Source organism: Salinimicrobium tongyeongense, from assembly GCF_026109735.1.
Taxonomy (GTDB): domain Bacteria; phylum Bacteroidota; class Bacteroidia; order Flavobacteriales; family Flavobacteriaceae; genus Salinimicrobium; species Salinimicrobium tongyeongense.
In genome coordinates, this window is the sequence record NZ_CP069620.1 from 2,485,612 (window position 1) to 2,512,054 (window position 26,443).

The 26,443-nt window shown below is 42.1% G+C and carries 13 protein-coding genes; 10 read left to right on the forward strand and 3 right to left on the reverse strand.

What is annotated here, in order from left to right:
• Positions 1 to 28: 28 nt before the first annotated feature.
• The 9 genes from JRG66_RS15590 to JRG66_RS11075 all read left to right on the forward strand — a co-directional run bounded on the left by JRG66_RS15590 (position 29) and on the right by JRG66_RS11075 (position 16,247).
• Positions 29 to 4,048 (forward strand): TIM-barrel domain-containing protein, encoded by a 4,020-nt coding sequence (locus JRG66_RS15590; protein ID WP_307726285.1) that lies wholly within the window; start codon positions 29 to 31, stop codon positions 4,046 to 4,048.
• Positions 4,049 to 4,218: 170 nt separating this feature from the next.
• Positions 4,219 to 5,763, forward strand: coding sequence for an alpha-N-arabinofuranosidase (locus JRG66_RS11040; RefSeq protein WP_265162824.1), 1,545 nt, complete (start codon positions 4,219 to 4,221; stop codon positions 5,761 to 5,763).
• A 24-nt stretch (positions 5,764 to 5,787) separates the two neighbouring features.
• On the forward strand, positions 5,788 to 8,181 hold the full coding sequence (locus JRG66_RS11045; RefSeq protein ID WP_265162825.1) for a glycoside hydrolase family 127 protein: 2,394 nt from the start codon (positions 5,788 to 5,790) through the stop codon (positions 8,179 to 8,181).
• A 184-nt stretch (positions 8,182 to 8,365) separates the two neighbouring features.
• Entirely contained in the window at positions 8,366 to 10,051 is a 1,686-nt protein-coding gene (locus JRG66_RS11050; RefSeq protein WP_265162827.1) for a ribulokinase, read from the forward strand.
• Positions 10,048 to 10,752: an L-ribulose-5-phosphate 4-epimerase gene (locus tag JRG66_RS11055; RefSeq protein WP_265162828.1), complete on the forward strand. Its 705-nt coding sequence runs from the start codon at positions 10,048 to 10,050 to the stop codon at positions 10,750 to 10,752. The genes JRG66_RS11050 and JRG66_RS11055 overlap by 4 nt, the downstream gene beginning before the upstream one ends.
• Before the next feature lie 75 nt (positions 10,753 to 10,827).
• The gene (gene araA, locus JRG66_RS11060) at positions 10,828 to 12,336 is read left to right on the forward strand and encodes an L-arabinose isomerase (protein ID WP_265162829.1); all 1,509 of its coding nucleotides are present in this window, start codon (positions 10,828 to 10,830) and stop codon (positions 12,334 to 12,336) included.
• A 19-nt stretch (positions 12,337 to 12,355) separates the two neighbouring features.
• Positions 12,356 to 13,531: an aldose epimerase family protein gene (locus JRG66_RS11065; protein WP_265162830.1), complete on the forward strand. Its 1,176-nt coding sequence runs from the start codon at positions 12,356 to 12,358 to the stop codon at positions 13,529 to 13,531.
• Position 13,532: 1 nt separating this feature from the next.
• On the forward strand, positions 13,533 to 15,152 hold the full coding sequence (locus tag JRG66_RS11070; protein ID WP_265162831.1) for a sodium:solute symporter: 1,620 nt from the start codon (positions 13,533 to 13,535) through the stop codon (positions 15,150 to 15,152).
• 147 nt (positions 15,153 to 15,299) lie between these two features.
• Complete coding sequence (locus JRG66_RS11075; RefSeq protein ID WP_265162832.1) at positions 15,300 to 16,247, forward strand: alpha/beta hydrolase; 948 nt, start codon at positions 15,300 to 15,302, stop codon at positions 16,245 to 16,247.
• Positions 16,248 to 16,367: 120 nt separating this feature from the next.
• On the opposite strand, the gene JRG66_RS11080 is transcribed toward JRG66_RS11075, so the two are convergent.
• From JRG66_RS11080 to JRG66_RS11090, 3 genes are all read right to left on the reverse strand, one after another.
• Positions 16,368 to 17,846 carry a vanadium-dependent haloperoxidase gene (locus JRG66_RS11080; RefSeq protein ID WP_265162833.1) on the reverse strand — a complete coding sequence of 493 codons (1,479 nt, stop codon included), beginning with the start codon at positions 17,844 to 17,846 and terminating at the stop codon, positions 16,368 to 16,370.
• A 132-nt stretch (positions 17,847 to 17,978) separates the two neighbouring features.
• A complete protein-coding gene (locus JRG66_RS11085) occupies positions 17,979 to 20,465 on the reverse strand; it encodes a glycoside hydrolase family 9 protein (RefSeq protein WP_265162834.1) in 2,487 nt (828 codons plus the stop codon).
• Positions 20,466 to 20,589: 124 nt separating this feature from the next.
• Positions 20,590 to 22,791, reverse strand: a complete 2,202-nt coding sequence (locus JRG66_RS11090; RefSeq protein WP_265162835.1) for an FG-GAP-like repeat-containing protein — start codon at positions 22,789 to 22,791, stop codon at positions 20,590 to 20,592.
• Between the two features lie 342 nt (positions 22,792 to 23,133).
• Here JRG66_RS11090 and JRG66_RS11095 point away from each other — a divergent pair, with 342 nt between their 5' ends.
• Entirely contained in the window at positions 23,134 to 26,442 is a 3,309-nt protein-coding gene (locus JRG66_RS11095) for a CRTAC1 family protein (protein WP_265162836.1), read from the forward strand.
• Position 26,443 lies beyond the last annotated feature (1 nt).

Genomic DNA, 26,443 nt, shown 5'->3' on the forward strand with positions numbered 1-26,443 from the left:
TAAGGAAATAACAATAAAAATATTTAAAATGAAAAAAAATCAACCGTTCTTAATCACCATTCTCTTAGCCCTTTTTGTCTTTACCGGCTGTAGTGCGCAGAAAAATGTACCTGTATTTTCCAAAGCGGTTTATGAAGGGAATGATGATGTGTATAATGAGAATCCTTTGGAGGAGGATGAATTCTATAATCCTATTTTACAGGGAATGTATCCAGATCCGGCAATTGCCCGAAAAGGAGATGATTATTATTTGGTTTCCTCATCCTTTGCTGTTTTTCCGGGGGTGCCAATCTTCCATTCAAATGACCTGGTGAACTGGACGCAAATTGGCCACGTTCTGGATAGAAAAACACAGTTAAAAGTTTTTGATACAGGGATCAGTGCCGGAATTTATGCCCCTGATATTCGGTATAACCCTCACAATGATACTTTTTATATGATCACCACCCAGTTTGCCGGTGGTTTTGGAAACATTGTGGTTAAAACCAAAGATCCTATGCAAGGTTGGAGCGATCCGTACAAATTGAACTTTCAGGGTATAGATCCGGCGATCTTTTTTGATGACGACGGGAAGGCCTATGTAGTCCATAATGATGCTCCAAACCAGGGAGAAGAACTATACCAGGGGCATCGCGTGATTAAAATTTGGGAATATGATCTGGAAAAAGATCAGGTGATTGAGGGAACCGATAAGATAATTGTAGATGGAGGAGTCGATCTTGCAGATAAACCCATCTGGATTGAAGCTCCTCATATCTATAAAAAAGATGGTCTTTATTATCTAATGTGTGCCGAAGGTGGTACAGGAGGTTGGCATAGTGAGGTGATATTTGTAAGTGATAAGCCAATGGGACCTTATGAGCCTGCACCCTCAAATCCAATCCTAACACAAAGATATCTTTCGCAAAACCGGGATTACAAAGTAGACTGGGCTGGACATGCAGATCTGGTTGAAGGACCCGATGGTGAATACTGGGGGGTATTTTTAGCAATACGCCCAAATGAAAAAGGTAGGGTAAATACCGGAAGAGAAACTTTTATTTTACCGGTAGACTGGTCTGGAAAGTTTCCTGTTTTTATAAATGGTCTTGTTCCCATGGAACCAAAACTTAAAATGCCGGAAGGTGTTGAAAATAAAACCGGAGAAGGTGATTATTTCCCAAATGGAAACTTTACTTATACCGAGGACTTTAGTTCTGATAAATTAGATTACCGTTGGGTAGGATTAAGAGGGCCTCGTGAAGATTTCATTAAGTTCACCAAAAAAGGTCTTCAAATTAACCCTTTTGAAACCAATATAAAGGAAGTTAAACCTACCTCTACACTTTTTCATCGTCAACAGCACAAAGATTTTTCCTTTACTGCTACTATGAGTTACAAGCCAAAGTCTGAAAAAGATTTAGCCGGTATCACAGCTATTCAAAGTGAAAAATTTAATTATGTATTTGGTGTAACCAGGAAAGACAACAAATTTTATTTAGTGTTGGAGAGGACTGAAAAAGGTTCTTCCAAAATACTGGCCAGTAAGGAAATTGAATATAAAGATGAGGTTCAGCTGAGAGTAGAAGCAGAAGAAGATGACTATCAGTTCAGTTATGCTTTGAAAGGAGAAGATTTTCAGAATTTAGGTGGTACAGTGTCCGGAGATATTCTGTCCACTAATGTTGCCGGAGGTTTTACCGGGGCATTATTAGGCTTGTATGCAACATCTGCTAATGATGCAATACCGGGAGTTGTAGCGCAATCATTTCAAGAAACTGAAGGTGGGATATCTGCAACTATTGACTCGATTGAGGTTGAGATACAATTTTTTAAGCCCGACTTGGTTCGGGTAATTAAATACCCTGAGGGATCTTCCTATAAAAAAGAAAGTCTTTCAGTAATTATGGATCCGGTAGATGTAAGCTTCAATACAAGAGAAAAGGGTGATTACGTTTCTTTAAGCTCAAAAGATCTTGAGGTGCTACTAGATCTTAGAAATGGGAATATTACCTTTAAGAGATTAGGGGGGCGGGTGCTCCTGCAGGAGATTAGTGCCTCATTCGTGAAATTCAATGATGCCGGGGAGAATACTTACAGCGTTTCACAATCTTTTAAGTTAGATCCAGAGGAAGCTATATACGGACTTGGAATCCTTCAGAATGGAAAAATGTCACAGAGAAATCAGGAAGTTAAAATGATACAGGGTAACACCTGGGATTTCGTGCCCTTTTTTCAATCGGTTAAAGGATATGGAATGTTCTGGGATAATTATTCACCTACTACTTTCAGTGATAATACTGAAAGGACCCAATTTGAATCCGAGGTTGGAGATGGGATTGACTACTATTTTATGGACGGAGGAAATTCTGATGGGGTAATCGCAAATATGCGAAATCTTACGGGAGAAGTGCCTATGTTTCCATTATGGACATTTGGGTATTGGCAGAGTAAAGAACGATATAAAAGCCAGGAAGAAACGGTTGGGGTAGTCAAAAAATATCGGGAATTAAATGTTCCTTTGGATGGCATTATCCAGGACTGGCAGTATTGGGGAGACAATTATCATTGGAATGCTATGGAGTTTTTAAATCCCAATTTTCCTGAGCCACAGAAGATGATTGATCAAATTCATGATCTTAATGCTCATATTATTATTTCAATCTGGTCATCTTTTGGTCCTGAGACCCAACCCTATAAAGATTTAAAAGCAGGTAATGATCTTCTAGAATTTCAAACCTGGCCTTTATCAGGAAAAGATACATGGCCACCAGATATGAATTATCCATCTGGAGTTCGGGTGTATGATGCCTACGATCCGGAGGCAAGAGATATTTACTGGAAACATTTAAGGAAGGGCCTTTATTCCCTGGGAATCGATGGATGGTGGATGGATTCAACAGAGCCTGACCACCTTGAATTTAAACCTGAGGATCTGGATGTTCAGACACATTTAGGCTCCTTTAGAAAGGTTCGTAATGCTTATCCCTTGTTAAGTGTGGGAGGAGTTTATAAAAATCAGAGACAAGAAACTTCAGATAAAAGAGTTTTTATTTTGACACGTTCAGCTTTCGCCGGACAACAGCGGTATGGGGCCAACACATGGTCTGGAGATGTTACTGCTTCATGGGATGCCCTGGGGAAACAAATTCCGGCCGGCTTAAACTTTTCACTTACAGGAATACCTTATTGGAATACTGATATTGGAGGTTTCTTCCTTAGTAAATTCAAAGACAAGCTCGAGGATCCTGAATATCGGGAATTATATGCCCGGTGGCTCCAATTTGCAGCCTTTACTCCAATGATGCGTTCCCATGGTGCAGATGCACCAAGAGAGATCTATCAGTTTGGAAAAAAGGGGGATGACATCTACGATGCATTAGAAAAGTTTATAAACCTGCGTTATAGCCTACTGCCTTACATTTATTCTTCTGCCTGGGATATTACTCATAATAATTCAAGTATGATGCGGGCTTTAGTAATGGATTTTCCTGGTGACAGTAAGGTGCATGATTTAAACGATCAATATATGTTTGGAAAATCCATTCTTGTAGCCCCGGTCACGAGATCCATGTACACAGTAAACAAATCAGAAAATTTTGGAGAAGTGAAGTCAAAGGATATTTACCTTCCTGCTGGTGCCATTTGGTACGACTACTGGGACGAAAGAAAGTTCAATGGTGGAAAACGTATCGAAAAAGAAACACCAATAGATGTTATGCCACTATATGTTCGTGCAGGTTCCATCCTTCCTATAGGACCAAAAGTGCAATATGCTACTCAACATGACTGGAATAATCTGGAAGTTAAAGTATATCCGGGCGCAAATGGTGAATTTATATTATATGAGGATGAAAAGGATAATTACAATTATGAAGATGGTGCCTATTCTGAAATAAAGTTTGAATGGAAGGATGAACAAAAACAGTTAATAATTCATCCCCGTAAAGGTGAATTTGAGGGCATGCTGAAGGAGAGGGTTTTTAATATTAAATTGGTGGGAGAAAAACAGGGATCTACCTCAAGAAATATTAAGTATCATGGTGAAAAACTTCAGGTGGATCTTTAAATATCAATGTGTAGTGTACAAAAATAAAATGTAGTACACCTTAAGAGAAGCTTATATAAGATATATACTCCAATAAATTTGATTGGAGATTTTGAGATAAATACAAATTAATTCAGCTCTGAAATATTTGAGAAGTGACTTTTGAGTAGTAAAAAATTAAACAGTAAATCATGAAAAAAATTAGTAGCCTATTTATTTTTCTTTTTATGTGCCAGTCGGTGGTATTTGCACAGGAAACGAAGATTACCGTACGTGAAGACCAAAATGCTCCAAAGATCAGCAAGCATATTTACGGTCACTTTGCTGAACATCTCGGCCGCTCTATTTATGACGGATTTTATGTTGGGGACACCAGCGCAATCCCCAATAAAGAAGGAGTTAGAACAGATATTATTCAAGCGCTAAAGGAAATCCAAATCCCGAACCTCAGGTGGCCCGGCGGCTGTTTTGCCGATACTTATCAGTGGAAAGATGGAATTGGCCCACAGGAAGAGAGGCCAACCATGGTAAACTCCTGGTGGGGTGGGGTAACCGAAGACAACAGCTTTGGAACGCATAATTTTTTGAACCTGTGTGAAGAATTGGGAGCCGAGCCTTTTATATCAGGAAATGTGGGTAGCGGAACAGTAAAGGATTTTGCCGACTGGGTACAGTATACCAACCATCCGGCAGGTAGTCCCATGGCCAAATTGAGAAAGGAAAATGGAAGGGAAGAACCCTGGAACGTGAAATTTTGGGGAATTGGAAATGAGATGTGGGGCTGCGGCGGGAATATGACCGCTGAATATTATGCGAATATATATAAGCAGTACGCTACTTTTATGAACGCGTCGGAAAATAATGAAAATCTCTATAGAATTGCGGCAGGAGCTACAGGTGATGACTATCATTGGACCGAGGTCTTAATGCGGGAGGTTCCGAAATCCCTTATTGAAGCAGTAGGATTGCATCATTATGCCGTAATTGATTGGAAAGCGAAAGGACCTTCCACAAATTATACCGAAGATATTTACTTTAAGAGTATGAAAGAAGCTCTTAAAATGGATGAGTTCGTTACCAAGCATATAGAGGTGATGGAAAAATATGATCCTGAAAATGAAATAGACTTAGCAGTAGACGAGTGGGGTGGCTGGTACGAAGTAGAAGAAGGAACCAATCCCGGATTTTTATATCAGCAGAATACCATGAGAGATGCTATGATTGCAGGGGCAACTTTGAATATCTTCAATAATCATAGTGAGAGGGTAAAAATGGCCAATATCGCCCAGACAGTGAATGTTTTGCAGGCACAAATACTTACCGAAGGGGAGAAAATGATCCTTACCCCCACTTATCATGTTTTCAAGATGTATACAGTGCACCACGATGCCCGGTTGCTGCCGGTGGCTTTTGATTCTCCTAATTATATTTTTAATGGAGAATCCTTACCGGCCATTTCAGTTTCGGCTTCGAAAAGTGAGACCGGAAGCACCAGCATTTCCCTGGTCAACATAGATGCAAAAAAGGAACATAAGGTGGAAATTGAACTGGAAGGTCTGGATGTGAAGAAAATGCAGGGACAAATCCTTAGATCAGGTAAAATTCAGGATCATAATACTTTTGATGACCCAGATAAAATAACCATTAAGGATTTTAAAGACTTCAGTCTCAAAAATGGCAAATTATCAATGGTTTTGCCTCCTTTCTCAGTGGTAGTGCTTTCCTCAAAAAAGTAATTTAATAATTTAAATTTCGGGTTAATGATTAAAGATCACAGGCACCATATTCTTTTCTATTTGTTTCTAACAGCTTTTGCTTTTGGACCTAATGTCTGGGCTCAAAATAAGAGCGACATTAAATTTTTTAAGCTTCAGGACGTAGAGCTGGGAGAAGGGCCTTTTAAACAGGCAATGCTTACAGATCTCAATTACATACTCGAATTGGAGCCAGATAAATTACTGGCTCCCTTTTTACGGGAAGCAGGTTTAGAACCAAAGGCTAAAAGTTACACCAATTGGGAAAATTCCGGGTTGGATGGCCATATTGGAGGGCATTATCTTACTGCCCTGGCACAAATGTATGCATCTGCAGGTAGTGAAGATGCATATGAAAGATTAGAATATATGCTTGGGGAGCTTAAACGGGCGCAGGATGCTTATGGCACCGGGTATATTGGAGGTGTTCCGGGAAGTAAAGAGCTTTGGGCAGAGATTAGGTCAGGAAATCTGAAGCCGGCCAGTTTTAGTCTGAATGGCAGATGGGTGCCTCTTTACAACATCCATAAGACATATGCCGGGCTACTTGATGCTTATACACATACTGGAAATCTACTGGCTAAGGAAATGTTGATCGATTTTACCGACTGGATGGTCGATCTTACAGCAAACCTTTCTGATGAACAGATCCAGTCCCTTCTTATCTCCGAACATGGTGGTTTAAATGAGGTCTTTGCAGATGTAGCCAGAATAACCGGCGAAGAGAAATACCTGGAACTGGCCCGGCAATTTTCTCAGCAGGCGCTGCTTGATCCTTTAAGTCAGGAGAATGATGTCTTAAATGGCATGCATGCAAATACCCAGATTCCCAAGGTGATTGGATTTGAAACCGTTGCGTCAATTTCGGGGGATGAGGATTATCATGAGGCAGCGAAATATTTTTGGGAAAACGTGGTGAACCAACGCTCTGTAGCCATTGGAGGGAATAGTGTAAGGGAACATTTTCATCCAACTACCGATTTTTCCTCGATGGTCACCGACGTACAGGGCCCCGAAACCTGTAATACTTACAACATGCTCAAATTGAGCAAAAAGCTCTTTCAGGCAGAAGGTTTGGAAAAATACATAGATTATTACGAGGAAGCTCTGTATAATCATATTCTTTCCTCGCAACATCCTGAAAAAGGCGGTTTTGTTTATTTCACGCCTATGCGTCCGGGGCATTACCGGGTGTATTCTCAGCCGGAAACCAGTTTCTGGTGCTGCGTGGGTTCGGGTATTGAAAATCATGGAAAGTACAATGAATTCATCTATGCCTATTCTGAAAATGAGCTTTATGTGAATCTTTTTATCCCGTCAACCTTAAATTGGGAGGAGAAAGGACTTTCGTTTACTCAAACAACAAGTTTTCCTGAAGTAGAGTCCACATCATTTTTAATCGGGTCTAAAAAGTCCCAGGATTTAACCCTGAAAATAAGATATCCGCGCTGGATTTCGCAGGGGGAGTTCAATGTTGAAGTAAACGGAAAACCGGTGGAGGTGAATACAACTTCCGGGAACTACTTCATCATTAAAAGAAAATGGAAAGATGGTGACAGGGTCGATGTGAAATTGCCCATGCAGCTTACTTCTGAAAGACTTCCCGATGGTTCAGATTACAAGGCTTTGAAATACGGCCCCATTGTACTGGCAGCTAAAACAGGGAATGGGGATATGGACGGGCTTTTTGCCGATGATAGCAGGGGAGGCCATATTGCAGCCGGTGAGGTCATCCCGCTTTCAGAAGTGCCTTATTTCATTTCAGATAAAACTGAAGACATTGAAACCCTGGCGAAGAAAGTCCCAGGTAAAAACCTTACTTTTTCAGCATCAGAAGTAATCTATCCCCCCAAATATAAAGACCTCGAATTTATACCATTTTACAAACTCCATGACTCACGGTATGCCATTTACCTTCCTCTGGAAACTACTGAAGGTGTGGAGAAGATAAGGAAGGAACTGGAGAAAAAGGAGGAGGAAGAAAAGATGCTGGCGGCTTTGACCATTGACAGGGTCGCTCCCGGCGAACAACAACCGGAAGCCGATCATTTTATAGAAAGCCAAAATTCAAATATAGGTACGCACCGCGATAGGCATTGGAGAGATGCAGAAGGCTGGTTTAGTTATAACTTGATAGATAAGGAGAAACAGGCACGAAAGCTTAGGATCACCTACTTTGGAGGAGATGAAGGCCGTAATTTTAAAATTTTCATTAATGACGAACTCATTGCCGAAGAAAGTTTCCATGGCCTGGAGGGAAACAGGTTCTTTGAAAAGGATTATAAACTTCCTGCCGGAATGGTGAAAAAAAGCGATGGAATCTTGAAGCTGAAGTTTGAAGCAGTCCCGGGTTCGCGTACTGCAGGAATTTACGATGTTCGGTTATTGAAAAACAAATAAATAAATCTCCTGCCGGGGAAAATCTGTTTAATTAACAGGAGAAATTAATTAATCGCCATAGCACAATTTCTTTCTGTAAATTTAGAAAGACTAAAAACTCTGTTAAAAATTCATAAGTGTTTTACTAACACTTAAAGAAAAGAAACTTATATTTGAGTATCTGTTTTAAGCAATTACTATTAAGATGAAGAATTATGTTATAGGCCTCGATTACGGAACCGACTCGGTGAGAGCTGTTTTAGTAGATTCAGAAAATGGAAAAGAACTGGCCTCAGATACTTATTATTACCCGCGATGGAAGGAGCAGAAATACTGTAACGCAGCAATAAATCAATTCCGGCAACACCCTTTAGACCATATTGAAGGTCTTGAAAAGACCATTAAAGGAGTTGTGGAAAAAAGCGGAATTGACGGCCAGGCCGTAAAAGGGATTTGTATAGATACCACCGGCTCATCACCCATTGCAGTTACCAAAGAAGGAACTCCACTGGCATTTATTGAAGGTTTTGAAGAGAATCCCAATGCCATGATGGTGTTGTGGAAAGACCATACTGCCATTAAGGAAGCTAATGAGATCAACGAGCTGGCAGAGAATTGGGGAGGTGAGAATTATACCAAATACGAAGGCGGAATTTATTCCTCCGAATGGTTTTGGGCAAAGATCACCCACGTGATCAGGGAAGATGAAAAGGTGAAAAACGCAGCCTATTCCTGGATGGAGCATTGTGATCTAATGACCTTTATGCTCATAGAAGACCAGGATCTGCAGTCTTTTAAACGAAGCCGCTGTGCTGCCGGACACAAAGCTATGTGGCACGAAAGCTGGGGCGGACTTCCTTCCGAAGATTTCCTCAACAGGCTGGATCCTTATTTAGGTGAGCTTCGCAGAAGATTATACAACGAGACCTACACCTCCGATGAGGTTGCCGGGAATTTAAGTGCCAAATGGGCTCAAAAATTAGGATTAAGTACAAATTGTGTTATTGCCGTAGGGGTTTTTGATGCACACTCGGGCGCAGTAGGCGCCAAAATCGATAAGCATACTTTGGTTCGTGTAATGGGAACCTCCACCTGCGATATTATCATATCCTCCAAAGAAAACGTTGGAGATAAGACCGTAAAAGGTATTTGCGGGCAGGTAGACGGCTCGGTTATACCTGAAATGATAGGTCTGGAAGCGGGGCAGTCGGCTTTTGGCGATGTGCTGGCATGGTTTAAAAATGTGCTTTCCTGGCCCCTGGATAATCTTATATATAATTCTGAAATACTATCCGAAGAACAAAAAGAGCAACTAAAAGCAGAAGCCGAAAAGAACTTTATCAGGAAACTTTCTGAAGAGGCAGAGAAAATTGACATTTTTGAGAGCCTGCCTATTGCCCTTGACTGGATCAACGGCCGAAGAACCCCCGATGCTAATCAGGAGTTGAAAAGTGCCATTTCCAACCTGTCTTTAGGATCTAAAGCCCCCCATATTTTTAAAGCTTTGATCAATGCAATTTGCTTCGGTTCTAAAGAGATCGTGAACCGTTTTGAAGAAGAAGGGGTTAAGATCAATAGCGTGATAGGAATTGGAGGAGTGGCGAGAAAATCTCCTTTTATAATGCAAACCCTGGCAAATGTGCTGGATATGCCTATTAAAGTAGCTGCTTCAGATGAAGCACCTGCTCTTGGGGCAGCCATTTATGCTGCTGTTGCTGCAGGGCTTTATCCAAACGTGATCGAAGCCAGTAAAACCCTGGGCAGTGATTTTGAAGCAGAATATCTTCCGAAGAAAGAGGAGGTGAAAGTTTATGCCGAATTAATGCAGGAGTATAAAGAATTGGGCGCCTTCGCCGAAAAAAGTGCAACCAGAAAAATAAGCAGACAATGAGTTCTATTTATCAGGAATTAAAACAGGAATGTTACGAGGCCAATATGCAGCTCAATGCATTGAATCTCGTGATCTATACCTTCGGAAATGTGAGCGCGGTAGATCGCGAAAAAGGCGTTTTTGCGATTAAACCCAGCGGCGTGCCTTATGAAGATTTAAAACCTGAAGATATCGTGATCCTCGATTTTGATAACAATGTTGTGGAAGGGGAAATGAGACCATCTTCAGACACCAAAACCCATGCTTTTCTGTATAAGAACTGGAAGGAAATAGGCGGAGTGGCACATACCCACGCGACCTATTCGGTTGCCTGGGCCCAGGCGCAGCGGGATGTTCCTATTTTTGGAACCACACACGCCGACCATTTGACAACCGATATTCCCTGTGCACCCCCTATGCGAGATGATTTAATCGAAGGGAACTACGAACACAATACCGGGATACAGATACTGGACTGCTTTAAAGAGAAAGGTCTCTCTTATGAGGAAGTTCAAATGGTGCTTATAGGCAATCACGGGCCATTTACCTGGGGCAAAGATGCCGCCAAAGCGGTGTACAACAGCAAGGTTTTGGAAGAGGTGTCAAAAATGGCATTTTTGACACTTCAGATAAATCCCGAAGCCCCCAGGCTAAAGGATTCTCTTATTAAAAAACACTACGAACGTAAACATGGCAAAAATGCCTATTACGGTCAAAAATAAATTAAACGAATCAGACCTAACAGGTTTTTAAAACCTGTTAGGTCTTTTAATAATATTTACCCTAATTCAGAATAGATGATCAGTACAGAAGAAAAGGAAATTTGGTTTGTAACCGGGAGTCAGCACCTTTACGGGGAAGAAACTCTTAACCAGGTCGCAAAAAATTCCGCAGCCATAGTCGACGGGTTTAACGGATCGAATAAGATCCCGTTAAAAATAGTTCACAAAGAAACGGTGAAGACGCCCGATGAAATTACAAACCTCCTCCAGCTGGCAAACAGCGAGAAAAAATGTATTGGTATCATCACCTGGATGCATACTTTTTCACCGGCAAAAATGTGGATCAATGGTTTGAGCTTATTAAAAAAACCAATTTGCCATCTACATACCCAATTCAACGCTGAAATTCCCTGGAACAAGATCGACATGGATTTCATGAACCTGAACCAGTCAGCCCACGGAGACCGGGAATTTGGTTTTATGATGTCCAGAATGCGTAAAAAGAGAAAAGTAATTGTAGGACACTGGCAGGAAGAGCGCGTACAGCAAAAGATTGGCAACTGGTGCAGAGTGGTACTGGGTTGGGACGAACTGCAGAACCTTAAAGTGGCCCGAATTGGCGACAACATGCGGGAAGTGGCCGTTACTGAAGGAGATAAAGTGGCCGCCCAGATGAAGTTTGGAATGTCGGTTAATGGCTATGATTCTTCGGAAGTTGTGGCGCATATCAATAAAGTTTCAGAAGCTGAAGTAGAGAAGCTACTCGAAGAATATGAATCTTCGTATAAGCTTTCAGAAAAACTTCAGAAGAATGGCGAGAAAAGAGACTCACTGAAGGAAGCTGCAAAAATTGAACTTGGCCTTCGCGCTTTTCTTGAAGAAGGCGGATTTAAAGCCTTTACCGACACTTTTGAGAATCTTGGAGAGCTAAAACAATTGCCGGGAATTGCCGTACAACGTTTAATGGCCGATGGGTATGGATTTGGTGCCGAAGGGGACTGGAAAACCGCTGCGCTTCTGCGAGCCATGAAAGTTATGACCTATGGACTGGAAGGCGGAACTTCTTTTATGGAAGATTACACCTATCATTTTAGTCCGCAAAAATCTTATGTCTTGGGGTCGCACATGCTCGAGATCTGTCCTACCATAGCCGATGCCAAACCTTCCTGTGAAGTACATCCGCTGGGAATTGGAGGAAAAGAAGATCCGGTAAGGCTGGTATTCAACTCTCCTAAAGGTCCTGCTCTTAATGCATCTTTAATCGATTTGGGCAACAGGTTCAGATTAATAGTAAATGAGGTGGAGGCCGTAAAACCTGAAGCCGATCTGCCAAATTTACCTGTCGCACGGGTACTTTGGGATCCAAAACCAGATCTGGATATTGCCGCAACCTCCTGGATACTTGCAGGGGGAGCTCATCATACCGTGTACACTCAGGCCCTGACAACCGAATTCCTTGAAGATTTTGCCGATATCGCCGGCATTGAATTACTGGTGATTGATGAAAAAACAAATGTTAGGGAATTCAAAGATAAGATCAACGCCAACGAAGTCTATTACCACCTGTTCCAACACGGAATGTAGAACTAAAACCAACTCAATTATGAATACTGTAAAAAGAAGTTTTTTAAGTTGTGGGTTATTGATTTTAGCCCTTGCATTCGTACAGTGCAAAAATGAAAATAAAGAAGTTCAAACTTCAGAAGAGGATACTACTAATGTGGATCAGGAAGTGATGAAGGAGGATTATGGCACAACACCCGATGGTGAGAAGGTTGAGCAATATACGCTTAAAAATGATAACGGAATGAAAGTGAAGATCATCACCTATGGGGGACGTATCACTTCCCTTACCGCACCAGATGCCGATGGGAATTATGAAGATGTTGTCCTTGGATTCAATTCCCTTGACCAATATCTTGAAGATAATCCCTTTTTTGGAGCTTTAATCGGCCGCTTTGGAAACAGGATCGCTAATGGAAAATTTAGCCTGGATGGCCAAGAATATACCCTGGCACAAAATGACGGACAAAATCATTTGCACGGCGGGGAAAAAGGCTTTGACAAAGTGGTATGGACTGTGGAAGAGGCAGATCCCAAAATGCTTAAACTGTCTTACGTAAGTGAGGATATGGAAGAAGGCTACCCCGGCAAGCTTGAGACTCTTGTTACTTATACTCTTAATGATGATAATTCTCTAGATGTGGATTATGAGGCAACGACCGATAAAAAGACGGTAGTTAATTTGACTCAGCATGCATATTTCAATTTATCAGGAGATTTTTCCGAATCTATTCTTGATCATGAAATCGTAATAAACGCAGATAAATTTCTACCGGTGACAGAAAACTTAATTCCTACAGGACAACTGCAGGATGTTGAAAATACTCCTTTTGATTTCAGGGAGCCAAAGCAGGTAGGGGCAGAAATAGATGCCGGTAACGAGCAGCTAAATAGAGCCGGGGGTTACGATCACAACTGGGTGCTGAATGAGAAGGACAGCGGGATGCGTTTTGCTGCTTCTGCATACCATCCGGAAAGTGGCCGTTTTATGGAGGTGCATACCACCGAACCCGGAATCCAGTTTTACTCCGGAAATTTCCTCGATGGAACTTTGCCGCTTCAGTATGGGGAAGGGAATTATGAAAAAAGGAGTGGCTTCTGTCTGGAAACGCAGCACTATCCGGATTCACCAAACCAAAAAAATTTCCCATCTGTCGTTCTTGAGCCGGGAGATACATATACATCAAAAACTTCCTTTAAATTTTCAGTAAAATAATATGCAGACTTTAGATACTTTTGACTGGATTTCGATTGGTATTTATTTTGCTGTTCTTCTGGGAATTGCCGTATGGGTAATTCAGAAGAAACAATCGAATACAGAAGATTATTTTTTAGCAGGAAGAAATGTGGGTTGGTTTGTTGTTGGGGCTTCCATTTTCGCATCAAACATAGGTTCTGAACACGTAGTGGGCTTAGCAGGGGCCGGGGCCGGGAATAAACTCCCCATGTTGATTTATGAAATTCAGGCCTGGGTAGTTCTTATCCTGGGATGGGTATTCCTGCCTTTTTATGCACGCAGTGGGGTGTTTACCATGCCCGAATTTCTTGAAAAAAGATTTGATGCCCGTTCCCGTTGGGTGCTTTCCATCTTCTCAATTATCGCCTATGTTCTTACCAAAATCTCGGTAACTATTTATGCCGGGGGAGTGGTAGTTTCGGCTCTTTTGGGGATAGATTTTTGGACAGGAGCCCTTTCTACTGTTATCCTAACCGGTATTTATACCGTTTTGGGAGGAATGAGAGCGGTTGTCTATACTGAAACCCTGCAGGCCATCATTCTTGTACTGGGAGCAGCGGCTTTAACCTTTATTGGTCTCGACAAAGTGGGGGGCTGGAACAGCATGGTTGATACTGTGGGCCCAGAATATTTTAATATGTGGCGTCCCGCTACAGACCCAGATTTTCCTTGGCCATCACTCTTGATTACCAGTACAATTGTTGGAATTTGGTACTGGTGTACAGATCAATATATTGTACAGCGTGCCCTTACGGCCCGAAATATTAAAGAGGGGAGAAGAGGAACCATTTTTGGAGCTCTTCTAAAGTTACTGCCGGTATTTCTTTTCCTGGTTCCGGGAATCATCGCCCTAACCCTCAAAATGCGAGGAGAACTTCATTGGGACAGCCCCGATCAGGCTTTCCCTGTACTTATGAGTAACCTGTTGCCTTCGGGCTTAAGAGGCCTTGTTGCTGCGGGATTACTGGCCGCTTTAATGAGTTCCCTGGCTTCAGTATTCAACTCCTGTTCCACCTTATTTACAGTTGATATTTATAAAAAACTGAAACCTGATACCCCCGAAAAGAAACTCGTGAGAACAGGGCAAATTGCTACAGTAATCATAGTGCTTATAGGAATTATCTGGATCCCAATTATGGCAAACATTTCAGGGGTTTTGTATGAATATTTACAAAGTGTGCAATCATACATTGCTCCTCCAATTACCGCAGTTTTCCTTCTTGGTATCTTTTATAAGAGAATTAACGCAACCGGGGCTTTCGTTACTTTAATAACAGGGCTTATTGTCGGCGCGCTGCGAATTGTTCTCGAAATCACAAAGGATTCACTTGATCCCGACGGCTTCCTGTACGTGCTGGGCGGAAGTAATTTCCTTTCTTTTGGAGCATGGTTTTTCCTCTTCTGTATTATCCTGATTGTGGTGGTGAGCCACCTCACCGCTGTTCCGTCTAAAGAAAAGACCGATAACCTCACTTTTCAAACCATATCTGAAGAAGAGAAAAAGAATAACAAGAACAGTTACAACTGGAAAGATATCGTTGTGTCTGTTATAATTTTAGTGATTGTGGCAGTAGTAATGATATTTTTCAGCGGGGAATAATTTAGAGCACTAATCTGAAGAAGTAAAGACCAAGTTATTGACTTTCAGTGTTGAGCGCTAATAAAATTAGTGTTGCGTTCAGGTAAGTAATTAAGCTGCAGCTAAGAAGTACATATATCATTTATTATTAACCTAAAACCAATAATTATGAATTACTCAGTATTTAAATTAGTCAGGACTGGCATTTGCAGCATTCTATTTGTCTTTGCTGCATCGGGCTGGGCGCAGGACGGAACCATTTACCCTCTTGAAACACCCCAGGAACCTAATGCGATCCCTCTGGGAACCGGGGGTGTGGAAGATCAGCCTGCTCAGGAAACCTGGTTTCGCCAGTGGGGTGACCCAATGGCACGAAACATTACTACCGCTACTCTTACCCCTTTTTTACCCGATCCCGATAAAGCCACCGGCACTACAATTATTGTAGCTCCCGGAGGAGGATTTCGTTGGCTTTCTATGGGCAATGAAGGCTGGGAAGTCGCAGAAGCACTTGCAAAAAAAGGAATAGCAGCCTTTGTATTAAAATACCGGCTTCACCCAACTCCTCCATCGCTGGAGGAATTTAAAGACTACATGAGCCGCCCCATAACACCGCCGGCAGAATCTTCTGGTGATGGGGAAGCCGCACGGCCCGAGCGTCCTAGGTGGAACCTTGATAACCAGCTTGAAGATGCCGAAGCAGCCTATGCCTTGATCGTTGAACGTGCTGAGGAGTGGGGTGTAGACACTACCAATATTGGGATGATTGGTTTTTCGGCCGGTGCAGGGCTCACCATGCATTCCACTTTAAATTCTAAAACGATGGACCTGGCTTTTATAGGGCCTATTTATGGAGGATTGAACGAAGTAGAAGTGCCGGAAAACGCACCTCCCATGTTCAATGTTCTTGCCGCCGATGATTTTCTTTTCAACGGCGAATTCGGTTTGATCGAGTCCTGGTACAAAGCCGGAATACCTGTTGAATTCCACCTCTACCAGAACGGAGGGCACGGCTTTGGCCTTGGAAACCCAGATCGTACAAGTAATCGCTGGTTTGATGCGTTTATATACTGGCTGGAGGTAAATAAATTCCTAGAAACCCAACCTGCAAAATAAACGAGTTAATAGAAGAGAATAAATGGAATTTTCGTCTCTTCTTTAATGTTTAATTGACTGATTAAAAAAGAGTTAAAAGCAGATCTAGCTCTGCTTTTAACTCTTTTTTATTAACTGAAGTTAGTTTTCTGCTTCCCCGATGTGTTTTTTATAGAAACTCCAGGCTTCCCGGGCAACATTCCTTCCCAGTTCCAATCCGGCAATATTATCAGACTGGATGTGGTAGCCTCCCATCACCCTTGAAATTCCGGCCATTTCGGCTGTTTCGGTGAAGGTGGGAAATCTTAGAATTACAGTATCCCCTAAGTTATCTGGTTCTGTCATGGCACCTGCAACCAGTCTGGCTTCAGATCCAAACTCATCACTTCCTGTCCACAGCTTAAGAGCTTCAGCACAACCGCCACTAATTGTACTGTGCCCTGAGACATATCCTGGAAAAGGAGGGCATAAAAAAGTATCGGGCGAATAGGGTCTCCATTCCGTCCCATCCATCTCAATTATTCCTTTGTTCCCGCCGCCCCAGGCTTTTATTTTTTGATCTTTGTAGTAGTGGTGCACTAAAGCATTTGGCCTGGCCGAATCATAAAACATCTTTGCATCCCACGAGGCTATAAAAGCATCCATGGCAACCACTTGAACATAAAAATACATTTTCACATCCTCATCAAGGGTATGCTGATCTCTGACAGAAACCTCCTGGGAAAATTTGAGCCAGTGTCCCGCCTGTTGAACAGATTGTGGGCCGTCTCGCATAAATTCTACTAATGCCTTATCATGGTCTGTCAGGTTTGCCTGTAAGTCTATCACCTCTTTCACCTCTTTTTCTAATTGAGCTGAACCCAATAATGGAGGGGGACCGGGGCGAAACTGGTCGCCCGATTTTAAAGCGATGGGTTTTACTTTATCCCAAAATGGGGTTAAGCAGCCAGGAGCAAACTGCCCGTTGTTCCCGTCTGAAAAATATTTAGGCTGCCACCGGTTGAGGTCAATATTTTTATCGGGGGAATTTATGGGTTTATAATTGACGTAATCGTAGTAAGGCTGGCCGTTAGAACCTTCTTCTTCTCCATATTGATTAGAGCCATCTCCTTTTCTTGCTTCAATGACCGCTTTTGCGGCTAAATTCCCAATGCCTTCAGGAGTAGTGGGATCTAAAGAATTATTGTTTGGGTCCAGCCCCAGTTCTATCATGAAATTGCTGAATAGCTCCACATCAGAGTAATAATATTCACTCATAGCCCTGTAAGCAGCATAACTTATAGCGATTTCCTTGTTTTTAAGGCTGCGTTCGTTTAGAGGCCTCCTTTGGGTATTGGTAAGATAAACAGGAATTGCCTTATCATCATACCGGGACCAGGCATCAAAAACCGAAGTAAAAATTAAGCCGAGGAAACGGGAAGTAATTGTTGGCCTGGGTTTAAATTTTTCAGTGTCATTCGCTGTTGCAATAACTGCCATTTCACCCCACCTGTAAGCCAGGTTTTCAACCCCTACTGGTTCTTTTTTTGTTATAGGATCAGGCGTATTGCCGGGAATCTGGTTTGCCTGGCCGCTATAACAAACCAGTAATGCCACTAATAGTAAAACTGCTTTTTTCATTTTATAAATGATTAATATTGAGCTATTTTAACGTTTTTTTCTGAAAAATCCTAAAGAGTAAAGAATTCCCTGTACTTCGGAGGGATTTTCACATTTAAAAGTAAGGTGTCAAAAATGCCATTTTTGAAAGCTCTATTTTTCGTTCAGCAATTTATCTGCAGCCAGGATCAGGAAGAGATAATCTGTGGTTCCACCGCCAAGAACGTACTCCGTTTGCTGCCACAGGAAAGGCCATTCGAGCAATTCAGGAAAATCGGGGCGAATTAATGCTGTTCCCGAACCAATTCCGCCGGGAATGTGTGAAAAGTCCCCTCTATTTACGCCGTAGGCCTGGGTTAAAGATCTCGATCCTACCCCAGAGGCAAAGGAAGAGGTATTTACGCCGGGATGAACCCCCAAAACAAAGTTCATGGCATTAAACATGTATTTTGCAGGAAAAATGTCGGGGTAGCTGGTGTGGAAGAAATACTGTTTTACCCCAAAATCCTGAATCCCCCAACCTGCACCCCAAATATCGGGCTCGTAGGGCATTCCGTAAGGCGTTTTTTTTTCCTGTTCCTGCACAGTCTGTAAATGGCCTTTTACAGCCGTGCGTATTTTTTGTGTAAAATCCCTGTTATTGATCAAAGGAAGGGCAGGGCCAACAACCCATCCGGTTTGTGCAATGTTTTCAGCAATGAGGTTGGTGTTTGCCACGAGAAAATCTGAATATTTCTTCTCCTTTGTAGTTCTCAAAAGTTCCACCGCCAGCATTACTTTTTGAAGCTCATTGTCTGGTTTGGTGATGTTCCAGATCTCTTCGGAAATATTCAAGCTCCGGCGGGCGAGGTCGGGGTTGTAATCTCTCATTACCCTCGCTGCAGCTGCAAGGCCTGCGGCAGCCTGCAGTTCCCTTCGCGGGTTGTCTTCGGTAAAGACCCAGCGGTCATCGGGGGCTCCTTCGAGGCCAATGGGAATACTTTCATCTTCAGGCTTATTGGAAAAAGGAACATTATCACTGTGGGTGACGGGATCACCAAGTAAAATGTACTGTCTATTGGTAGGCACAATAATGCCGCGGTAAAATCTTTCAAGAGATTCATAGCCCTTAACGATAGAAAGTAGCCCGTGTTCTATTTGCTGAAGAATATCTGGTTTGCCGTCGGGCTTCAGGATCTCCACAATTCTGGTTTCCTGGTCTATGCTGGTGTTGTCATAATCTTCCTGAAATATTTCATAAATATGAGACAGGCCTTGTACGGTAGCTGCCTGGGATTCAATCCTTAGATCATAATCCCCGGCATCATGCCAGCCACCCTGATTCAATCCGGGTACATGTGCTCCGGGTTGGTACTTGGTGAGGGTTTCGCCCCCCTGGATATACCCGTCAAAATGATTGTGATTTATGGGAGCCATGCGGGCATCATCGAGGTGGCATAGCCCATGCCATACCTTATAACGGTCGTTCACCCGCATGTGGCACATCTGTACCGGCAAAAAATATTCTAAGGTTGGTTGCCACACATCGCGTTTGTAGACATCAGGGCTTATCTGGAAAGGTTCAGTAGTGTAATCGCCATATTCGATGACGTACATTCCTGAATCTGTAATTTTTGTAAAATCCAGCTGGTAGTACCTGTACCTCAAAAAGTCACCCCATAGTTGAGGTTTTTGGGAGATGACTTCAGTAAACCCTCCATCAGGTTTTACCTTCAGAAGTTTAATGTCCTTTATATCAGTATCATTTTTATCGGTTTCCACAACCGCGATCTTTTCCTGGGCAGGATGGTAACCCACCTGGGAAACCTGTACCACGGGATCATAAGTGAAATTTTCAATAACGTTGGGGGTCACCAGCCATTCAATAGCCTTTTTGGTTGCCCCGGCAGGAACCAGGGAGCGCACAATAAACCAGCCGTTGCTGTGAATTGCGCGGCCATCGAGGAGTTCCAGCTCGTTGTCCTTGAGATTTCGAATGGTAAGGGTTTGTTTAGGATCTTCGGGGGCTACGGTAAGTTCTTTGCCCGTAGCCATGGGTTCAAGGCGGTATTCCCCATCTTCGGTATAAAATCCGGGGCCGTTAGCCTGCCGGTTAAAGATGCCGAAATCATCTCCCATATAGTAAGATTTTCCGAAGAGGATGCCGGGAAAAAGTTCAAAGTTCATACCTACTTTTCCAACCCATTCTTCGGGAAGTGGCTCATCTAGATCTACTACAATTCTGAAGGATTTGCCTTCGGGAAGTACTTTTAGAGTGTAAGACATGTCAAGATCGGGATAGATAATGGGGTTAAATCCCCGCCTGTCTTTTGAAGGATCTGGATAGCTCATGCGAACGCTAATTTCCCTTTTTTGACGATCTACCTGTCTTTCTCCCACCTTTGGAACAGGCTGCCACTGTCCCGGGGCAGGTTCTAACCGAAGATCGCCATTGGTGGCAACTCTAATTCCATTCTGGATGAGGCCAACGCCTCCCTGGTGGCTTTCGGGATAGAAATCGTGGGCCAGCATAACATTAGCCCCCCGTCTTTCGAGATATTCCTGGTCATTTATTTGAAAAACATGAGTAGTGTCCTGGTTTTGTTGAGCAAATGCACTTAATACAAAAAGGAAAGGGAGAAATTGCAGATATATTTTCATAATACTAAGAAAACAGTGAATAATTAAATTTATACTTTTTAATTTTTTTCATTTAAATAATTTATGAAAAAGGGAAAATACCTCTCCAAAAATGGCATTTTTAGGAGGTGATATTTTTAGCTTTTTAAAGAGCGACTGGCTGTAGGTGCAGTACTTCTGCTTCAGGTTTAGCTTCTGTTATTTTATAGAAGGTGTTTAACTTCAGGTTTTTGAATACCTGCTGAGTGCCACTTCCTGCCCATTGTATTTTGACCTCTTTTACTTCCGAAGCCTTTCTTAGCCCTATTTGTGCCCTTAAAGTGGAAGCCCCAAAACTGCCTCCCGGGCTTACCGTATGAAAAATAGTGCGGGGAGAGCCATTTTCAATCACTGTGACTTCTATCCTGCTGCCAATAGCTGCCTTGTTTGCCTTAATTCCTTCCAGCTTAAGGCTAATCCAGTTGTTTTCATCCTGGTAGGGGTTGAGGTAAACCGAATTAAAAAAATTATCCCCTTCATAAGCCCCTCCCATCACAACATAAATATCCTGGTCGCCATCATTGTCTATATCTGAAAATGAGACCGCATGTCCTTTCTGAACATGGCCCAACCCCCCGGCAGTAGTAACGTCCTGAAATTTTTCTCCGGCATCATTCCGAAAAACCCGGTTGGGAATAATGGATTCAAAACTCACTTCGCCAGTGCTTAGGTAGATGTCCGGGAACCCGTCATTATCCAGATCGCCGTAATTAGCTCCCATGGCATAACCTATTTTATTTAAGCCAACTTCAGAAGATACATCGGTAAAAGAACCTTTAATGTTTTGATAAAGCCGCATGGTTTCTGCCCTGTTGGGTTCTTTGAGGTAATCGCTTACTATATCGGGCACAATGTTGTAAAAGCTGCTTCTTCTGTACCCGGCCACAAATATGTCAACCCAGCCATCGTTGTTGTAATCAAAAGACCAGGTGGGAAAAGAGGAAATCTTTTCCTGCAACCCCCGGTTTAGCCCGTCTTCCCTGAAGGAGATCTTTCCGTTTTTATCCTTTCCCTGGTTGATAAACAACAAATTTCTTGTGGAGTGAAGGGTAGAGACATATATATCCATCCAGCCGTCATTGTTATAATCTGCACTGGTTACCCCTTTTACAAAGAACGGTTCCTCTTCATTGCTAATTGACAGGCCGGCACTGCTGGTGAGGTTTGTAAATGTGCCATCGCCGTTGTTCTTAAAAAATTCTGAAGGGTGCACATTTCCTTTTTCAGATTCATTTCCTATAAACAGGTCTATCCACCCGTCATTATCAAAATCGGCCCAGGTAGCGGTTTGGGTAGGATGAAAAGAAAGCAGCCCCGCCTCCAGGGTAACATCGGTAAAGGTGTTGTCGCCGTTGTTTCTTAGCAGGGAATTAGGGTGTTTTCCCAGGCTTTCCATCCATGCCCCACGCAAAATAAATACGTCAATAAATCCGTCGTTGTTATAATCGGCCTGGATCATGTTTAAACCTCCTTTCACTTCCTCAAGCCCTGCAGTTGAAGTTTTTTCAATAAAACCGCCCTGCCCGTCGTTGATGAAATAATTGAGTTTTCCTGATGGGAACCAGCTGGAAACAAGCACATCGAGCAAGTTGTCATTATTAAAATCATCTACTATACTGCCGCCAGAAAGGTCATTAACATTCAGGCCCAGTTTTGGAGCTATATCTTCAAATTTTTTTAAAGGGTATTCAGATTCAAAAGCACTTTCAGGAATTAAATATTTTTCAGGCACGCTGTCGGGATATTTACCAAGGGTCATGTAGGCAATGTTTAGCAGCCACCGGCTGGTGTAGTCTCTTGAATTGTAATTTAATAAGTTTTCGTAGAGAGCAATTGCTTTTCGGGAGCCTTCGGGAGCCTGGTGGTAGCCTTCAGGGTCTATGGGGATAATGCACGATGCAGAAGCATTGTGGTGATGTATGCAGTTTTGTTGTTCTCCCAGGCGCATATAGGCCAGGGCAAGTAATGGCCCAATTTTTTCTTCTTCGTTTAAATCAAGCTGATATCTTAAAGCATTTTTATTGCTCTTAGCCCATAATCTCTCGAGAATCTCAATAGCTTCTTTTGTTCTTCCGGCATAGAGCAGGGCATCTGCTTTTCTCAGGTTGTATTTTTCTTTTTGATTTTTTGGAGCTGCTTTGGAGAGACTGTCAAAATAGGCAATTCTAATGGAAGAAGCATAGATGTTTTCGGGAATGTAAAATTGTTCTTCAGCAGATTTGTTAATGATTTCGGGCATGCTCTGCTTATCGCTACACGAGAAAAGACATAAAAAATAGAAGAAAAAAAGGCCTTTTAAATATTTCATGTTATAAAATGTGTATTTTACACCTCCAAAAATATGCAGTTTAATTGATTATTAAACAAAACTTTACAGATATTGCTTCAAACAAATATATGATACAATTCGAACTGTAGCATGTTATGGCAGAGAAAGTAGGAGTAGTGCAAAACTGAGAAAACAGGATTTATGGGGCTGCACCAGCTATTTGGCAAATGCATAAGGAATGGGAGGTGCTAAAACAGGAGAATAATGCTGTTTATGTACAGTTATTTTTTAGAAAGAATAATTCAAGTTGTAAAAAAATAAGAATTTTTTACATTGCATGTTAATTAATGTTAATCATACCTTCCAAAAATAGTATTTTCAATGAAGTTTTTTCTTAGACTATCTGTAGTTGCTGCTTTGCTTGTTCTTAGCAGTTGTAAAAAAGAGGAAGAGGTTGCAACTTCTGAATCTTCTGAAACTAAAATTTTCCGCAGTGTTTCTTCGGAAGAGTCGGCTATTAATTTCAGTAATAATTTAACTGAAAGTGATTCCCTCAATTATTTTAGCTATTCCTACATCTATATGGGCGGGGGCGTGGCCGTTGGGGATATCAATAATGACGGATTGCAGGATCTTTACTTTACAGGAAACCAGGTTCCAAATAAGTTGTATTTGAATAAAGGTGAGCTTGAATTTGAAGATATCACTAAAGCTGCCGGCGTGGCAGGAGATAGCAGGTGGTATACTGGGGTTACCATGGCCGATGTGAACGGCGATGGATATTTGGATATTTACCTTTCTGTAGGGGGGAAGTTTGAGCCCAAAAATAATCAGCTCTTTATTAATAATGGTGACGGTACCTTTGAGGAGAAGGCCCGGGAGTATGGCCTTGATGATCCAGGGAATAGTGTTCAAACTACCTTTTTTGATTATGACAGGGATGGGGATCTTGATGCCTACATTGCTAATTATCCGCCAACCAGGTTTGATTCTCCAAATTTCATCTATGAATATAAAATGAAAAACGTAAGTGATCTCGAATCAGACCACTTACTGCGCAACGATGGAGGTGAATTTACAGATGTTACAGACGAAGCAGGAGTGCGAAGTTTTGGTCTTACCCTCTCTGCAACAGTGGCCGACCTCAATAACGATGGCTGGCCAGATATGTATGTTTCTAACGATTTTAGCTCTCCCGACTTTTTGTACATGAACAACGGAGACGGCACCTTCAGGGAAGTTGTTAAAAATGCCACTTCACACACCTCTTTTTTTGGAATGGGGGTAGATATAGCCGATTTTAATAATGACGGGAACCTGGATATCTATCAGGTAGATATGTCGGCAAAAGATAACAGGAGAAAAAAGGCCAATATGGCGAGTATGAACCCAGATTTGTTCTGGAGCACCGTTGAGGCCGGTTTTCATTATCAATACATGCAAAACGTATTGCAAACCAATACCGGAGTTTTTGAAGACGAAAACCCATTTTTTGCCGACCTGTCGCGTATCACAGGATCTTCTTCTACAGACTGGAGCTGGGGGCCTCTGTTTGCCGATTTTGACAATGATGGGCACAAAGACCTTTTTGTTAGTAACGGAACACGAAGGGAGATCAATAACAACGATTATTTTAACAGCCTCAAAGACACCAGGGTCGTAGAAGATCAACTTGAAAAAAGCCTGAGTATTCCTTCAGAAAAAATTGATAATTTCATGTTTCAGAACCATGGGGATTTGTCTTTTGAAATAGCCAACAAAAAATGGGGAATTGAATATGAAGGATGGTCTAACGGAGTAATATATGCCGATTTGGACAATGATGGAGATTTAGAGATAGTGACCAACAACATTGATGATAAGGCTTCTCTTTTTGAAAATACCAGTGCAGGGCAAAATAATTATGTGCAAATAGAATTTGAAGGCAATGAGAAAAATGTTTTTGGGCTTGGAACTCGGGCTTATGTGAAAGCGAACGGGATGGAGCAAATGCAGGAGCTCACCCTCACCCGTGGTTTCCAGTCTTCGGTTGCGCCTATGTTACACTTTGGGCTGGCAAAAACCGATATAGCAGATGAAATCAGGATAGTATGGCCAGATGGTAAAGCTGAAATCCTGGAAGATGTTAAAGCCAATCAGCGGTTGAAAATGCAATATGCCAATGCTACCGAATTATCTGCGGAAACTCCTAAGAAAAATCTCCTTTTTACAACCCTTAGAGATACAACTTCTTTCCCGGAGCATCGACATATTGAAAATGATTTTGACGATTTTAAAAATGAAGTGCTGTTGCCTCATCGTACTTCCACCTTTGGACCGGGTGCAGCGGTGGGTGATTTAAATGGAGATGGAAGAGATGATATTTTCATTGGTGCTGCTTCTGGTTACGAAGCAGGGCTTTATTTTCAAAAGGGTTCAGGTTTTGAAAAAATAAATAGTACAGCTTTTCAGCAAGACAAAATGCATGAAGATCTAGGTGCCCTTATCTTTGATGCTAATGATGACGGTTATAATGACATTTATGTGGTAAGCGGTGGGAACGAATTTAAACCCGATTCTGAATATTTGCAGGACCGGCTATATATAAATGATGGTAAGGGCAGTTTTAAAAGGGATGAATCTGCACTGCCTGAAATGCTCACCAGTGGCTCCAGGGTCTATCAGGCCGATTTTGATAAGGATGGGAAAAAGGACCTTTTAGTGCTGGGGCGCCTGGTGCCGGGAAATTATCCTTTACCTGCCACATCTTATATCCTCAAAAATGTTGGGGAAAACGGAAAAGCTAAGTTTCGTGACATCACAAAAAATATAGCCCCCGAATTACAATCTCTTGGTATGGCTACCAGCGCAGAAATTGTAGATATAGATAATGATGGTTGGGAAGATATAGTAGTAGTGGGAGAATGGATGCCCATTAAGGTCTTCAAAAATTCAGAAAAAGGCTTTACTGATATTTCTGAAGAGCTTGGGCTGGCCGACACTACTGGCTGGTGGTGGAGTGTAAAATCTGCTGATTTTGACAATGACGGGGATCAGGATTTTGTGGTGGGTAACCTTGGTAAGAACTACAAATACAAAGCGAATAAAGAAGAAACTTTTGATATTTACTTCAAGGATTTTGACGCAAACAATAAGCAGGATATTGTTTTGAGTTACTATAATGATGGTACTAAGTTTCCATTAAGAGGCCGGGAATGTTCTTCCCAGCAAATTCCCGGCATTAAAAATAAATTTCCAGATTACCAGTCTTTTTCAACAGCGACTTTAGAAGATGTTTATACCCGGGAGGAACTGGAAAATTCCCTGCACTACCAGGTTAAATCTTTTGCCAGTATTTACCTCGAAAACAGGGACGGGGAATTTGTTGTTCATAAGCTACCTTCCGGAGCCCAAATTTCATCCATAAATCAAATTCTTATTGATGATTACAATAAAGATGGGCACCTGGATGCTTTGGTGGCGGGCAACCTTTTTTGGTCTGAAGTTGAAACCACCCGGAATGACGCAGGCTACGGATTGTTTTTAAAAGGAGATGGTAAGGGTGGTTTTAAAGAAGCCACTGCTACAGAGAGCGGTTTGTTTATACCAGGTGATGTGAAGGATATGTTGAGGATGAAAGTGGGGGGCAGCAATGTAATTGTAGCTGTTAAAAATGATGATGTTTTACAATTTATTACAGTAAATAATTAAT

Excerpts from the sequence above, each read along its gene's own strand:
- JRG66_RS15590 (WP_307726285.1), top strand. The coding sequence starts at position 29 with ATGAAAAAAAATCAACCGTTCTTAATCACCATTCTCTTAGCCCTTTTT.
- JRG66_RS11040 (WP_265162824.1), top strand. The coding sequence starts at position 4,219 with ATGAAAAAAATTAGTAGCCTATTTATTTTTCTTTTTATGTGCCAGTCG.
- JRG66_RS11045 (WP_265162825.1), top strand. The coding sequence starts at position 5,788 with ATGATTAAAGATCACAGGCACCATATTCTTTTCTATTTGTTTCTAACA.
- JRG66_RS11050 (WP_265162827.1), top strand. The coding sequence starts at position 8,366 with ATGAAGAATTATGTTATAGGCCTCGATTACGGAACCGACTCGGTGAGA.
- JRG66_RS11055 (WP_265162828.1), top strand. The coding sequence starts at position 10,048 with ATGAGTTCTATTTATCAGGAATTAAAACAGGAATGTTACGAGGCCAAT.
- araA (WP_265162829.1), top strand. The coding sequence starts at position 10,828 with ATGATCAGTACAGAAGAAAAGGAAATTTGGTTTGTAACCGGGAGTCAG.
- JRG66_RS11065 (WP_265162830.1), top strand. The coding sequence starts at position 12,356 with ATGAATACTGTAAAAAGAAGTTTTTTAAGTTGTGGGTTATTGATTTTA.
- JRG66_RS11070 (WP_265162831.1), top strand. The coding sequence starts at position 13,533 with ATGCAGACTTTAGATACTTTTGACTGGATTTCGATTGGTATTTATTTT.
- JRG66_RS11075 (WP_265162832.1), top strand. The coding sequence starts at position 15,300 with ATGAATTACTCAGTATTTAAATTAGTCAGGACTGGCATTTGCAGCATT.
- JRG66_RS11080 (WP_265162833.1), bottom strand. The coding sequence starts at position 17,846 with ATGAAAAAAGCAGTTTTACTATTAGTGGCATTACTGGTTTGTTATAGC.
- JRG66_RS11085 (WP_265162834.1), bottom strand. The coding sequence starts at position 20,465 with ATGAAAATATATCTGCAATTTCTCCCTTTCCTTTTTGTATTAAGTGCA.
- JRG66_RS11090 (WP_265162835.1), bottom strand. The coding sequence starts at position 22,791 with ATGAAATATTTAAAAGGCCTTTTTTTCTTCTATTTTTTATGTCTTTTC.
- JRG66_RS11095 (WP_265162836.1), top strand. The coding sequence starts at position 23,134 with ATGAAGTTTTTTCTTAGACTATCTGTAGTTGCTGCTTTGCTTGTTCTT.